Here is a 14553-nt window from a genome sequence, read left to right as displayed (position 1 = left end):
TTCGTCGGGCCTCACCGATCTGCTGAGGAGCGCGACGATGAAGTGGCGGCACATGAGCACTCGGCCCGGTGGGGCCGGAAACGCGAACCGGAGATGAGCGCGGACACACGGCTGCTGCTGTGTTTCCCGTCGGTACCGCTGGCGCGCAAGGCCGTGCGGAGCGGGGTCGACCTGCGGCTGGTGATCGCGGAGCACGAGCGGCAGGCCTTCGCGATGCTCGCGGTGGACCAGACCGACGTGGTCGACCCGAACGACAGGAACGCCGTGACGAGGACCGTCGCGAGGGTCGTCCAGGACCATCACATCACGCACGTCCTCGCCTCGGACGGATTCCCTGCGGCGCAAACGGTTCCGGACTCCGCCGGTGCCGCCCGCATCCTCGCCGAGGACGACCGGCTCGCGGAGGTGCTGGCCACGAGCAGGTATCCGATGATCCGCCGCGTCACCGCCGCCGCTGCGGACGTCGCCGAGGCCGTCGCCAGGATCGGCCTGCCCGTGGTGATCCGTTCTGGACGAGGCGAGGTCGTGCTGCGCCGCGATGCCGAGCTGGCGGAATGGCTGCACGGCGGTGATTCCGGGCCGGTCGAGGTCGCGCAGTTCGTCATCGGGCCCGAGGTCGTGATCACCACGCTGACCCTGGACGGCATGCACCGCGTCGTCGGGGTCACGTCGAAGTGGGCCACGGGTGGCGGGGTGCGGTACCTGCATCCGGCGGAGCCGGTCGAGGCCGTGTCGAGGGAGGCGCGGGCGACCGTCGCGGCCGTGCTCGACCTGGTGGGATATGAGTTCGGACCTGCGGAGACGACACTCGTGCTGTCCGAACGGGGTCCCCGCGTCGTCAGCGTCAAGCCGGGATTCGGAACCAGGACGATCACCAGGCTCATCGAGATCGCGGCGGGCGTCGACGTGCAGACCGAACTCTTCCGGGCGCTCGCGGGCGGCCAGGTTCGTCCGCCGAGCGCCCGCTGGTTCGCGGGTGCGGAGCACGTCCGCTCGGCCCCTGAGGGCGCTGTGCACGTGGTGGCCGAGGGGCCGACACCGGAAACCGTGGAGGCGCTGCTGGACCGCGCCCGAGGTGTCGCGCTCTTGACGGATTCGCCACCGGATTCCCGCAGATCCGGTCCTACCGCGTAGGTACTGAAGCGGTATCCCCGGAAGGAACGGATCGGGAACCACGGCTGCGACAGTGGTTTCAGTCGAGCGAACGGGAGTAACAAAATGCTGAAGAACTCAACTGTGAAGCGATTCGCCGCCGTCACGCGCTACACCGGAATGAGCTTGGGTGTCGCGGCCGTCATCGCTCTGGGTGGTCCGGACTCCGGGGTCGAGGGACCCAACGCGGTGCCGTCGGCCGCATCCGCGCAGGTCGTCGGTGTCGGCGTCGTTCAGGTCGGAATGATCGCGGCCTGAGTCGCCGTTCTGCCCCGGTTCGTGGCCGATCCTTTCTGATCGGCGAAACAATTCTCAATTCAGACCGCGGCCGACCCATGCCCGAAAACGGTCCGGCGACGTTGTTTCCGGCCGAATGAGCCGGTCTTCCTCCCCACTTTCGGGGAGAACTCTTCTGAACTCACTGATCCGAGAAGCGGAGCAGCAATGCCTGTCACGCACGGAGGCGGCGTCGCGCTCTTCCCCGGCCAGGGAACCCAGGCCAGGGGGATGGGGGCGGGACTCTTCGACCGCTATCCCGAGGCCGTCTCGCTGGCGAGCGACGTCCTCGGCTACGACATCGAGCGGCTGTGCCTCGAAGACCCCGACGGCCGCCTCGACGACACGCGCTACACGCAGCCCGCGATCTTCGTGGTGAACGCACTGTCCTATTGGGACAGCGTCGATCGCGGCGAACCGCCGGCCGGCGTGCTGCTCGGGCACAGCCTGGGGGAGTACAACGCCTTGCTGGCCGCGAAGGCGTTCGACTTCGAGACCGGCCTGAAGCTGGTGGCGCAGCGGTCCGCGTTGATGGGGGCTGAGCGAGGCGGCGCGATGCTCGCCGTGGTGGGTGCTTCGGTGCAGCGGCTCGAAGAGCTGCTCGCCGAGAACGAGCTCACGACCCTGGACATCGCGAACCGCAACACCCCCACCCAGAACGTGCTCTCCGGACCGGCCGACGACATCGACCGTGCCCGCGAAGTCCTTGCGGGACAAGGTTTGCGCGTGGCCAAGGTGCGCGTGTCCGCGGCCTTCCACTCGCGGTACATGAAGCCGGCGCGGGAGGAGTTCGCGGCGTTCCTGCGCGGGTTCCGGTTCGCGCCGCTGGCCGGAACGGTGATCGCCAACGCCACCGCCCGGCCGTACCGCGACGGCGAGGTGGCGACAACGCTGTCAGCCCAGCTCGACGGCGCCGTGCACTGGTCGGACAGCGTCCTCGCGGTGCTGCGCTCGCAGCCCGCGGCGCGATTTCGGGAAATCGGCGGAGAAGGAGTCCTGACCAGGATGGTGCGCCAGATCGAGACCGCGCCCGTTCCGCGGATGGCAACACCCCGGCGGGTGTTCGCCATCGCGTTCGCGGGCGGCGACGAGAACTCCTACCGGCCGCTGAACGAACACCTCGGCGACATCGAACTGGTGACCCTGGAACGGCCCGGCCGCGGGCGGCGCCACTCGACGCCACTCGTCACCGATCCCGACGCGCTCGTCGCGGATCTGACCGGCCAGCTCCGGGACCACCTGCGGGACAACGCCGGCGAACCGTTCGCCGTCTACGGCCACAGCCTCGGCGCCAGGCTCGCTTTCCGCGTGTGCCAGCAGCTCCGCGCCGAGGGGCTGCCCGCTCCGGTGCGGCTGGTCGTCTCCGGCGAGTGCGGGCCGTCCGTGCCCAGCCGGGAGCGGGACACCTGGCAGCTGACCGGGGACGCCTTCTGGGCGCACCTCGACGAGCTCGGCGGCGTGCCCCAGCAGTTGCGCCAGTACGAGGACCTCATGGCGCACTACGAACGCGTGCTGCGCGCGGACTTCACCGTGCTCGGTCGGTACCGCCACCCGCACGAGCCGCCGCTGGACGTGCCGATCACGGTCGTCACCGGCGACCTCGAACCGTTCACCGAAGCGGACATCGTCGCGTGGCAACGAGAAACCACCGAACCGCTGGTCCGTCACCGACTGCCGGGCGACCACTTCTTCATCCGCGCCCACTGGCCTGAACTGGCTCACCTGATCGAAGGAGCAACCCCATGACCGCCGAGCTGACCGCGGAGCTGAAGAGCTACCTCGAGAACGAGGCGCTGTTCACCTTCGGAGAAGAGATCACCGAGGACACCGACCTGTTCAAGGCAGGGGTGCTCGACTCGTTCGGCTACATCTCGCTGATGAATCACGTGCAGCAGACTTACGGCGTCGAGCTGGGTGAGCAGGTGCTCGACGAGGTGCTGGTCTCGCTCAACGCGATCGTGAAGTTCGTCGAGGCCCACGTGCTGTCCGTCGTGGACGGTCGGTGACCGGGGATGTGTGGAATCGCAGGCGCCTACGCGGGCGCCCACCGGATCTCCGGTCATCAGGACCTGATCGCGGGGATGCTGCGCCAGATCGAGCACCGGGGCCCTGACGAGGCCGGGTGCTACCTGGACGACCGCCTCGTGATGGGCACGGTCCGCCTGAGCATCATCGACCTCAGCCACGGTTCGCAGCCGGTCGGCAGCGAGGACGGCCGGTGGTGGCTCTGCTACAACGGCGAGCTCTACAACTACCGCGAGCTGCGCGCGGAACTGCGCCGGCTCGGCGTGCGCTTCCGCACCGACTCCGACACGGAGGTCGTGCTCCAGGCGTGGATCACCTGGGGACGTGACTGCCTGCGGAGGTTCAACGGCGCGTTCGGCTTCTCCGTCTACGACTCGCTGACGGGCGAACTCACCCTTGTGCGCGACCGGTTCGGCAAGCGCCCGCTGTTCGTCGCGCGCCACGAGGGGAAGTGGCTGTTCGCCTCCGAGATGAAGGCGTTCCTGGCCGTTCCCGGATTCCGGTTCTCCTTCGACTCCGAGCAGCTCGCGTCGATCTTCGCGACCTGGACGCCGTTGCCCGACCAGAGCGGGTACCGCGACATCGAGCAGATCCCGATGGGCGAGTTCCTGTGCCTGCGCGGTGACGAGGTCGAACGAGGCCGGTGGGCCCCGCTCGACCTGGAGCCGGGTCTGCCGCCGGACTCGGAAGAGGACGCGATCGAGCTGGTGCGGGCGGAGCTGACGGCGGCAGTCGACGTGCGGCTGCGCAGCGACGTCGAGGTCGGTGTCTACGTCTCCGGCGGGCTCGACTCCTCGATCATCGCCCACCTGGCGGCCGGACGGCAGCAGCACCCGCTGCGGACGTTCTCGATCGAGTTCGACGACGCCCAGTTCGACGAGTCGGCCGAGCAGGCGGCGGTCACCGCGGACCTCGGTACCCACCACCAGTCCGTGCACGTGCGGGACGACGACGTGGTGCAGGCGTTCCCGGCCGCGGTCAGGCACGCGGAGGTTCCCGCGTTCCGGACCGCGTTCGTGCCGATGTACCTGCTCGCCGAGAAGGTGCGCGAGGCCGGCATCAAGGTGGTGCTGAGCGGCGAGGGCGCGGACGAGGCGTTCCTCGGCTACGGCATCTTCAAGGACGCGTTGCTGCTCGACTCCTGGCACGACCTCGACGAGCAGGCCCGCCTCGAGCGGATCTCGCGCATCTACCCGTACCTCCCGCACTTCTCCGGGGAGAACGCGCCGCGGCGGATGCTGGGGCTCTACCAGCAGTTCACCGAGGAGCACCTGACCGGACTGTTCTCGCACCAGATGCGGTTCCAGAACGGGAGGTTCGCCGCGAGGCTGCTGCGCGGCGCCACCGATCCGTTCGCCGCGGCGCAGCGCATGGTCGCGGCCGAACCGGACTACGCGGAGCTCGACGCCGTGCGCAAGGCGCAGTGGCTGGAGTTCCGCACGCTGCTGTCCGGCTACCTGCTCTCCACCCAGGGCGACCGGATGGCGCTGGCCCACGGCGTCGAGAACCGCTGCCCGTTCCTCGACCCGGCGGTCGTGAAGCTGGCAGCTTCGCTCAACCACCGCTTCGGCGACCCGTTCGACGAGAAGTACCTCCTCAAGCGCGCTTTCGCCGACGTGCTGCCGAAAAAGGTCATCGACAAGGGCAAGTTCCCCTACCGCGCGACCGACGGCGCGGCCTTCGTGCGTGCCTGGCCGGAGTTCCGCGACGTCCTGACCGACCCCACCACGCTCGACGCGATCGGCGTGCTCGACCCGCGGTTCACCCGTGCTCTGGTCGACCGCGTCTTCACCAGTCCCGCCGAACGGATCGGGACCAAGGAGAACCAGGCCTTCACGCTGCTGGCCTCCCTGCACTGGCTGCACCACTGGTTCGTCCGCGGGCAGGCGTTCGACGCCTCGCCCCTGCGCGCCGGGCTGCACGTGGTCGATCGCCGCACGAGCGCGCTGCCGGCCGGACACGGCCAGGAATAGACGAGGAACTTCCATGACACAGCACACTTCCGGCGCGCAGGACACCGCGATCGCGGTCGTCGGACAGGCACTGAGGCTGCCCGGTGCGCGCAACGCCGACGAGTTCTGGGCGAACCTCGAACAGGGTCGCTCACTGATCAGCGAGGTGCCGGAGAAGCGGTGGCGCGCGGCGGACTTCGCGGGCGACCCGCGCCGTGACGGCGACAAGACGGCCAGCGTCTGGGGCGGTTTCGTCGACGACGTCGAGTGCTTCGACGCCGACTTCTTCAGCATCTCCCCGCGCGAGGCGCGGCTGATGGACCCGCAGCAGCGGCTGGCCCTCGAACTGAGCTGGCACGCCGTCGAGGACGCGGGCTACCGCGCCGACCGGCTGGCGGGTTCGCGCACGGGAGTGTTCATGGGGGTGTGTCACTGGGACTACGCCGAACTGGTCGAGCAGGAGCTCGCCACGATCGACGCGTACTACCCGACGGGTGCGGCGTACGCGGTCATCGCCAACCGCGTCTCGCACTTCTTCGACTTCCGCGGCCCGAGCGTGGTCAACGACACCGCGTGCGCCAGTTCGCTGGTGTCGGTGCAGCAGGCCGTGCAGGCGCTGCAGTCGGGTGACTGCGACCAGGCGCTGGCGGGCGGTGTCAACCTGGTGTGGTCGCCGCGGCACTTCGTCGCGTTCAGCAAGGCGGGCATGCTCTCCCCGGCCGGTCGCAGCAAGGTCTTCGACGCTGGGGCCAACGGGTACGTGCGCGGCGAGGGCGGCGGAGTCCTGCTGCTCAAGCGGCTCTCCGACGCGCTCAGGGACGGCGACGCGGTGCACGCGGTCGTGCGCGGCATCGGCAGCAACCACGGCGGTCGCACCAGTTCGCTGACCGTCACGAACCCCGACGCGCAGGCGGACCTGATCGTCGACACCTACCGCAGGGCCGGGATCGACCCGGCGTCGGTGAGCTACATCGAGGCGCACGGCACGGGAACGCCGGTCGGCGACCCGATCGAGGTGCGCGGCCTGAAGAAGGCGTTCGCCGAGCTCGGCGACTCGGGCGAGGCTCAGCACTGCGGCCTCGGCTCGGTCAAGACGAACATCGGACACCTGGAAGGCGCGGCCGGCGTGGCCGGTCTGCTCAAGGTCATCGCTTCGATGAAGCACGGTCGCTTGCCGGCCACCGTCGGGTTCGAGCGCCTCAACCCGTTGATCAGCCTGACAGGGTCGCCTTTCCACGTCGTCGAGGCGCTGTCCGAGTGGACCGCCCCCGAGGGAGAGCCGCTGCGGGCAGGGGTGAGCTCGTTCGGTTTCGCGGGCACCAACGCGCACGCGGTGCTGGAGTCCGTTCCGGCTGCCGAGCCGACGGCACCGTCCTCAGTGGACGAGTGGCTGCCGGTGTCGGCCTGGGACGAGGACCGGCTGCGCGAGACGTGCGCCGACCTGGCGGCGTGGGCGCGCACCCGGCTGGCGGAGGACGTGCCGCCCTCGTTGACCGACATCGCCCACACGCTGCGGCACGGACGTGTGCCGTTGCCCGTGCGAGCAGCCTTCCACGCGCGGGACCTGGCTGACTGGGCCGAGCAGCTCGAAGCGTTCGCGGAGAACGGCGAGCTGCGCGGGAACAGCGTGCGAGGACAGGCGGAGGACGAGCAGAACGCCGTGCTCGACGAGGACGACCTGACGGACCTGATCGCTGTCTGGCTTGAACAGGGCCGCACGGAGAAGTTCGTCCGTGCCTGGGCGCGGGGTCTTCCGGCCGACTGGTCGGCGTGGCCCGCGACCGGCAGGCGGATCCACCTGCCCGGCTACGCGTTCGCACGCACGCCCTACTGGTTCCGGCCCCTGGAGGCCGCCGGTCACCCGTCGCTCGGTGCCGGCGAGGAGGAGAACGGCCGCTGGACCTTCCCGCTGACCTTCGAGGCCGGTCAGGACGTCATCCGCGACCACGTGGTGAACGGCGTTCCGGTCGTTCCCGGTGTCGCGGTGCTCGGCCTGGTGCTCGCCGCCGCCGAACGGATCGGCGGGATCGAGGTGCCGAGCGTGCGCAACGTCGGCTGGCTCCGGCCGCTGACGGTCACGGGGGAGCGTCTGGTCGTGCGGCTGCGGCTGGAACCTCGTGACGGCGGTCTCGGCTTCACGGTTCTCGACGACGCCGGGAATCGTTACACCACCGGACATCTGACTTCGGGTCAGGCCGGTGGTGAAACCGCCGGGGACCTCTCCGCCCGGTTCCCGCTGACGGTCGACGTTGATCGCGGGTACGCGGCGCTGCGCGCCAGCGGGATCGAGCACGGGCCCGCGTTGCGCGGCCTGGCAGAGGTGTCGCGCGGTGAGGAGGGTGTGCTCGCGCGGATCGAGGTGCCCGCGCGGGCGGCGTCCGGCTGGCTGCTGCACCCGGTCGTGCTGGACAGCGCGCTGCAGGCCGTTCTCGCGCTGGGCGCGGACGAGTCGGGCTGGCGCAACCCCGACGCGGTGGCCGTTCCGTTCGCGCTCGACGAGTTGACGCTGCTGGCGCCGGTCGGCCGGATCACGCACGCCGTGCTGCGTGCCGCCGGTGAGTCCAAAGTGGACCTGGACGTGTTCGGTGAGGACGGGACGTTGTGCGCCCGGCTGCGCGGATACACGCATCGCCCGCTCGCGGCCAAGAAGGCCGACGTGGCCAAGACAGCTGAGCCGGTGGACGGCACCCTCGTCGAGGCGCACCAGGTGTGGCGTGCCGCTGAGCCCGTCACCGGGAGCGCGCCCGCCGGACCGCTCGTCGTGCTCGACGCGGTGCTGGGGCAGGACGTCGCCGGACTCGACGCCGAGATCCTGCCGCTGCCCAGGGAACTCGCCGGCAACCCCGCGGACTCCGCGAAGGCCGTGTTCGACGCGTGCTACCTGCACCTGCGGTCTCTGCTCGACCGTCCTGGACCGGCCGGGCGGACGGTGGTCGTCATCGCGCCGGGTCGCCAGGACGACCCCGTGTTCGCGCCGCTCGCCGCGGTGCTGAAGTCGCTGCACAAGGAGAATCCCGCGGTTCGCGGCAAGCTCGTCCTGGTCGACGGCCCGGTCAACGCCGCGCGATTCGAGAAGATCGTGCGCGCCGAGGCCGGTTCCGACGACGTGGAGGTCGCCTACGACGTCGCGGGCGGTCGCCTCACCAGGGAAACCGAGGAACTGCCAACCACCGGTGGTGCGTCACTGTTGCGCGACGGCGGTGTCTACTGGATCACCGGTGGCGCGGGTGGCATCGGCCGACTGATCGCCGCACACCTGAGCACTCGGTACGGCGCGACCGTCGTGCTGAGCGGACGGTCCAGGAATGCGGAGATCGCCGAACTGGGCGACCGCGTCGCCTACCAGCAGGCCGACGTGACCGACTCGGCCAGTGTGCGTGCCGCAGCGAGCGCGATCAGCCAGCGCTTCGGCCGCCTCGACGGCATCTTCCACGCCGCCGGTGTGCTGGACGACGGCTATCTCGTGAAGACCCCGCTGGAGACCACCGCGCCGGTGCTGGCTCCCAAGCTGGCCGGCACCGCACACCTCGACGAGGTGTGTCGCGAGCACGGCGTCGGCTTCCTGCTGGTGTTCGGGTCGGTCGCGGGTGCGTTCGGCGGCGCGGCCCAGACCGGGTACGCGGCGGCGAACGCCTTCCTCGACGCATGGGCCGCGCGGTCGTCCGGCCACGTCGTCCGCGCTGTCGACTGGCCGCTGTGGGCCGAGGGCGGCATGCGCGTCGACCTGGCGACCGAGGCCTACCTGCGCAAGACGACGGGCACCGTCCCGTTGCCGACCGCTGACGCACTTGGCGCGCTGGAACGGGCGTTGGGCGTGGAGGCTCCCTCGCAGCGCATCGTGATGTACGGCGACGCGCCGAAGCTCCGTCGCTACGCGGGTCTGATCAAGGACGCACCCGTCCGGCAGTCCGCGCCCAAGGCCGCCGTGAAGTCCGAAGTGGACGATCGAACGCTGAGCACCCGCACCGAGGAGCACCTGCGGCGGTTGTTCGCCGAGCTGACCGGTCAGGAACCGGAGCGCATCCGGGCCGACCAGAAGCTGGAGCGCTACGGCATCGACTCGCTCGTCATCGTGGACGTGACCAGCCGGCTGGAGGACGACTTCGGGTCGTTGCCGAAGACGTTGTTCTTCGAGCACGTGGACCTGCGCGGGGTGGCGGGGTATCTGCTAGCCGAGCACCGGTCGCGGCTCGTCGAGCTGTTCGCACCGGCTGAGCAGCAGGCCCCTGTGGTGGAGCCGGAAGTGCTGCCCGAACCGTTGCCGGAACCCGTGCCCGTCGCGCGTGCCGAGATCGTCGAACGACCGCGAGCCGAGCACGGCGAGCACGACATCGCGGTGATCGGCATGTCCGGCCGCTATCCCGGCGCGGACACGCTCGACGAGTTCTGGGAGCTGCTCAGCGAGGGCAGGCACAGTTTCGAGGCGCCGCCTCAGGACCGCTGGCGCCAGCAGGACATCTACTACGGCGAACGCGACGTGCCGGGCAAGTCCGTGGTCAAGTCGGGGACGTTCCTGCGCGACATCGACGCGTTCGACCCGCGCTACTTCTCCCTCTCCCAGCGGCAGGCCGAGCTGCTGTCACCCGAGGTGCGGCTGCTGCTGCAAGCGGGCGTCACTGCGCTGGAGGACGCGGGTTACTCCCGCGAGACGATCCAGCGCCGTTACCAGGGCGACGTCGGCGTGCTGGTCGGGTCGATGAACAACAGCTACTCGCTGTACGGCTTCCAGAACATGCTCCAGCGCGGCACGGCCACGAGCGGCAGTGAGATCGGCGTGTTCGCGAACATGCTGTCGTACTTCTACGGCTTCACGGGGCCGTCGATGTTCCTCGACACGATGTGCGCGTCCTCGTCGACGTGTGTGCACCAGGCCGTGCGGATGCTGCGGGCCGGCGAGTGCCGGATGGCCGTCGTCGGCGGCGTCAACCTGATGCTGCACCCCTACGACCTGATCGGTACCTCCCAGGCCCACTTCACCAGCAAGACCGCCGACCTGTTGCGCAGTTACGGCATCGGCACGGACGGCACAGTGCTCGGTGAGGGCGTCGGCATGGTCGTGCTCAAGCCGCTCGCCGAAGCGGTGGCCGACGGGGACCACGTGTACGGCGTGATCCGGGGCAGCGGCATGACGAACGCGGGCGTGCGGAACGGGTTCACCGTGCCCAGTCCGGTGCAGCAGGGCCGTGCCATCGAGAAGGCGCTGGACGACGCGGGCGTGGACGCCCGCACGATCAGCTACCTCGAAGGCCACGGGTCGGCGACGTCGCTGGGCGACCCGATCGAGATTCGCGGCGCCACCAGCGCGTTCCGCCGTGACACCGCCGACAAGGGCTTCTGCGCGCTCGGCTCGGTGAAGTCCAACGTCGCCCACCTGCTGTCGGGATCGGGCATCGTCGGCCTCACGAAGGTGCTGCTGCAGCTCAAGCACCAGACGATCGTGAAGTCGCTGCACTCCGAGACCCTCAGTCCGGCGATCGACTTCGCCGAGACGCCGTTCGTCGTGCAGCACGAGCGCACCGAGTGGGCACGTCCCGTGCTCGACGGGCAGATCGTGCCCAGGCGCGCTGGTGTCACGTCGATCGGGGCCGGCGGCGCGAACGTGCACATCGTCGTGGAGGAGCACGACGCCGTGGCTCTGCCGCTGGTGGAGTCCGGCCTGCCACGCCTGATCGTGTGCTCGGCGGCCACTCCGCAGGCACTGGGACGCGTGCTGCGCGACCTGCACGCACACGTGGTGGCGTCGCGGCCTGGTCTCGACGCGCTGGCCTTCACGTTGCAGACGGGCAAGAACGAGATGTCTTCGCGCATCGCGTTCGTCGCCGCTGATGTCGACGCCGTCGCATCGAAGCTCGCCGCTCTGTCCGAAGTGGACTGGACGAGCCCGGTCGTGCCCGGCGGCGTGTGGTTCGTGCCGAGCACGATGGGTGTGACCGATCCGCCGGACGAGGCGGACGCGGAGAAGGCGCTCAGCGGGACGGATCTCGGTGCGCTCGCGGCGGTCTGGACCGCCGGTGCGGCTGTCGACTGGGACGTGCTGTGGCCGCGGGCAACGAGGCCGGTGAAGCTGTCGCTGCCCGGTTACCCGTTCGAGCAGGTTCGGTGCTGGTACCCGGAGTTCGACGACGCGCCGAGCGTGCTGAACCCCATCGCGTTCGCGCGGCGGGCCCACCCGTGGGTCGGCGTCAACGAGTCGGATCTGGACGGCGTTCGCTACCGGCTCGCGCTGCGCGGCGACGAACTGCTCGACTACGTCTACTCGGTGCGGCGTGAGAAGCGCTATGCCACGGTCGCGCTGCTGGACGGCGCGCTCGCGTTCGCCGAGGTCGCGGGCCTTGGGGACGGCTGGGCCGTGCGTGACGCGCGCTGGGCCGCCCTTCCCGATCCGTCACAGGAGCAGGTGCTCACCTGGAAACTCGGCGCGAACCGTGCCGAACTGCACGACGCTGACGGCACCGTCGTGTTCGGCGCCGATCTCGTCGCTGGTGTGGAACCGTTGCGGCAGAACGACTCCGTGATCGACACGCCACTCTCGTTGGACGAGCAGGCGTTCTACGCGAAGCTTGGTGAGCTCGGCGTGGACACCCGGCCCTACGCCGGGGTGGTCGAAGGAGTCGCGGAGATCGGCGGACGGCTGCTCGTCCGCGTCGTGGAACCCGAGCTGTCCCAGGATCCGCACAAGCGGCGCGTCCGGATTCCGGCCTGGGTGCTCAACGGGCTGGTGCAGGGCGTGCAGTTCCTCACCTCGGACGCCGACGCGACCGTTGTGCGGGTGCGTTCGGCGGAGGGCGCGAACCTCGGCCGCACCAGGGCGATCGTGCTGGAGCGCAAGGGTTCCGAGTTCGACGTGCGGTTGCTCGACGAGACCGGGGCCGTGCTCGGCCGGTGGGAGGGCGTGGAGTTCGGCAACGCGCCGGCCGCGGTGACGGACGCGAAGGACGGCGCGGACCGGGACCGCCTGACCGCCCAGGTCCGTGAGACCGTCGCCGCGCTGCTCAAGACCGACCCGGCCGACATCGACCTCGACACGCACTTCCCGGCGTTCGGCTTCGAGTCGATCAGCCTGGCCTCGCTCGCCCAGGAACTCGGCGGCCGGCTCGGCATCGACCTGAGTCCGGCGGTGTTCTTCCAGCACCCCAACATCCGCGGGCTGGTCGGCAGGCTGGCCGAGGAGGTCGGGACGTCTGCTCCGGCGGGGCTCGTTCCCGCTGTGCCGTCGTCGCTTCCTCAGGCCCTCCCGGCGGCGCTGCCCGCGGTGGAGCAGGAGACCGGCGCTGTCGCGATCATCGGTGTCGCCGGCAGGTTCCCCGGTGCGGACGATCCAGACGCCCTGTGGGACCGGGTTCGTGAAGGCGCGAATCTCGTCTCGTCGTATCCGGCTGACCGGTTCGACGGCCGTTACGCCGATGTCGTGGCACGCGCGGACTTCCCGAAGTACGCGGGGCTGATCGACGGCGTCGACCGGTTCGACGCGAGCTTCTTCTCGTTGTCCCGCCTGGAAGCCGAGCTCATGGACCCGCAGCAGCGGCTCGCGCTGGAGACGGTGTGGACCGCGTTGGAGAACGCGGGGTACTCGCCCGCACGGCTGCCCGAGGACACCGGTGTGTTCTTCGGTGTGTCCGGTACGGACTACCACCACCTGCTCAACGCGAGTGGTGTCGAGCCGGACGGCTACACGGCGACCGGCAACTCGCATGCCGTGCTGGCGAACAGGATCTCGTTCCTGCTCGACGTCCGGGGACCGAGCGAGCCGATCGACACCGCGTGCTCCAGCTCGTTGGTGGCGATGCACCGCGCGGTCGAGAGCATCCGGTCCGGGCGTTGCGCCATGGCGTTGGCCGGCGGGGTCAACCTGCTGCTGAGCGTCGACACGTTCGTCTCGACGCAGGCCGCGGGAATGCTCAGCCCCGACGGACGGTGCAAGACCTTCTCCGCGGACGCCGACGGATATGTCCGTGCGGAAGGTGTGGCGGCGGTGCTGCTCAAGCCGCTGGCCGCGGCACTGCGCGACGGGGACACCATTCACGGTGTCGTGCTCGGCACGGCGGAGAACCACGGAGGCCGGGCGGCCACGCTCACCGCTCCCAACGCCTCGGCGCAGGCCGAGGTGATCCAGGCGGCCATGCGCGGCATCGACCCGGACAGCATCGGGTACGTCGAGGCGCACGGAACGGGCACCGCACTGGGTGACCCGGTCGAGGTCGACGCGCTCACCACCGCCTACCGCAAGCTCGGCGGCTCGGCCACGCGTCCTCTCGGCGCGGTGAAGGCGAACATCGGCCACGCCGAGGCGGCGGCCGGCCTCGCGGGCGTGGTGAAGGTGTTGCGGCAGATGGAACACCGCGAACTGCCGGCCGCACCTCACCTCGACCAGCTGAACCCGCACCTGAAGCTCGACGGCAGCGGTTTCGAGGTCCTGCGCGAGTCGCGGTCCTGGCAACCGAAGATCGATGCTTCTGGCAGTGAGGTGCCGTTGCGCGCCGGCGTCAGCAGCTTCGGGTTCGGCGGGGTCAACGCCCACGTCGTCCTGGAGGCACCGCCGTCGCGACCGGAATCGCGCACTGCGGCCGGACCGCAGGCGATCGTCCTCTCGGCCCGTGACGCGGATCGGCTCGCGGCTCGTGCCCGGGACCTGCGCGCGTTCCTCGGCGAGAACTCGCCGTCGCTCGCAGACCTGGCCTTCACCCTGCAGGTCGGCAGGGAGGAGATGGAGCACCGGCTGGGCTTCGTCGCCTCTGACGTCGCGTCGGTCGTCGCCGCGCTTGACGCGTTCCTCTCGGGTGGTGGCGGTCTGCACACCGGAAACCTGCGCCGAGCGCGTGGTGCGGCCGTGCGCCGCGACCGCGAAACGGAGCCGGAAGTCGCCGCTGCCTTGCGGAGCGGTGATCTGGGCCGGGTGCTCGCGCTGTGGTGCGAAGGACGCGCGGTCGACTGGGCGAGCCTGCATCCGTCCGGTGAACGGCGAGTGCTGCCGTTGCCCACCTATCCCTTCGCTCGCGAGCGCTACTGGGTGCCGGAGACGAGCGTTCCGCAGCCCCCGGCCGTGCCCGTGACGGTGATCGCGCCCCCTTCCTTCGATATCGGTGCCCGTGCCGCACTGCTGGAAGCGGTCCTGGCCAACCGGGAGGTTCCCGATGCGCTCGCCTGAGCC

The 14553-nt window shown here is 70.1% G+C and carries 6 protein-coding genes; all 6 read left to right on the top strand.

Going from position 1 to position 14553, the window contains the following annotated elements; translation table 11 throughout:
* Nucleotides 1-42: 42 nt before the first annotated feature.
* Nucleotides 43-1134 (top strand): hypothetical protein, encoded by a 1092-nt coding sequence (locus ACH413_RS34970; RefSeq protein ID WP_360038243.1) that lies wholly within the window; start codon nucleotides 43-45, stop codon nucleotides 1132-1134.
* Between the two features lie 102 nt (nucleotides 1135-1236).
* Nucleotides 1237-1410: a hypothetical protein gene (locus tag ACH413_RS34965; protein ID WP_360038240.1), complete on the top strand. Its 174-nt coding sequence runs from the start codon at nucleotides 1237-1239 to the stop codon at nucleotides 1408-1410.
* Between the two features lie 186 nt (nucleotides 1411-1596).
* Nucleotides 1597-3174, top strand: a complete 1578-nt coding sequence (locus ACH413_RS34960) for a thioesterase domain-containing protein (RefSeq protein ID WP_360038237.1) — start codon at nucleotides 1597-1599, stop codon at nucleotides 3172-3174.
* Nucleotides 3171-3434: an acyl carrier protein gene (locus ACH413_RS34955; RefSeq protein ID WP_360038234.1), complete on the top strand. Its 264-nt coding sequence runs from the start codon at nucleotides 3171-3173 to the stop codon at nucleotides 3432-3434. The genes ACH413_RS34960 and ACH413_RS34955 overlap by 4 nt, the downstream gene beginning before the upstream one ends.
* 6 nt (nucleotides 3435-3440) lie before the next feature.
* Nucleotides 3441-5426, top strand: a complete 1986-nt coding sequence (gene asnB, locus ACH413_RS34950) for an asparagine synthase (glutamine-hydrolyzing) (protein WP_360038232.1) — start codon at nucleotides 3441-3443, stop codon at nucleotides 5424-5426.
* 13 nt (nucleotides 5427-5439) lie between these two features.
* Nucleotides 5440-14550, top strand: a complete 9111-nt coding sequence (locus ACH413_RS34945) for an SDR family NAD(P)-dependent oxidoreductase (RefSeq protein WP_360038229.1) — start codon at nucleotides 5440-5442, stop codon at nucleotides 14548-14550.
* Nucleotides 14551-14553 lie beyond the last annotated feature (3 nt).

Origin of the sequence: Lentzea sp. NPDC020367, assembly GCF_044387305.1 — a bacterium.
Lineage (GTDB): Bacteria > Actinomycetota > Actinomycetes > Mycobacteriales > Pseudonocardiaceae > Lentzea.
Note: the sequence above shows the minus strand (reverse complement) of the source record. Positions and strands in the feature narration are given on the sequence as shown.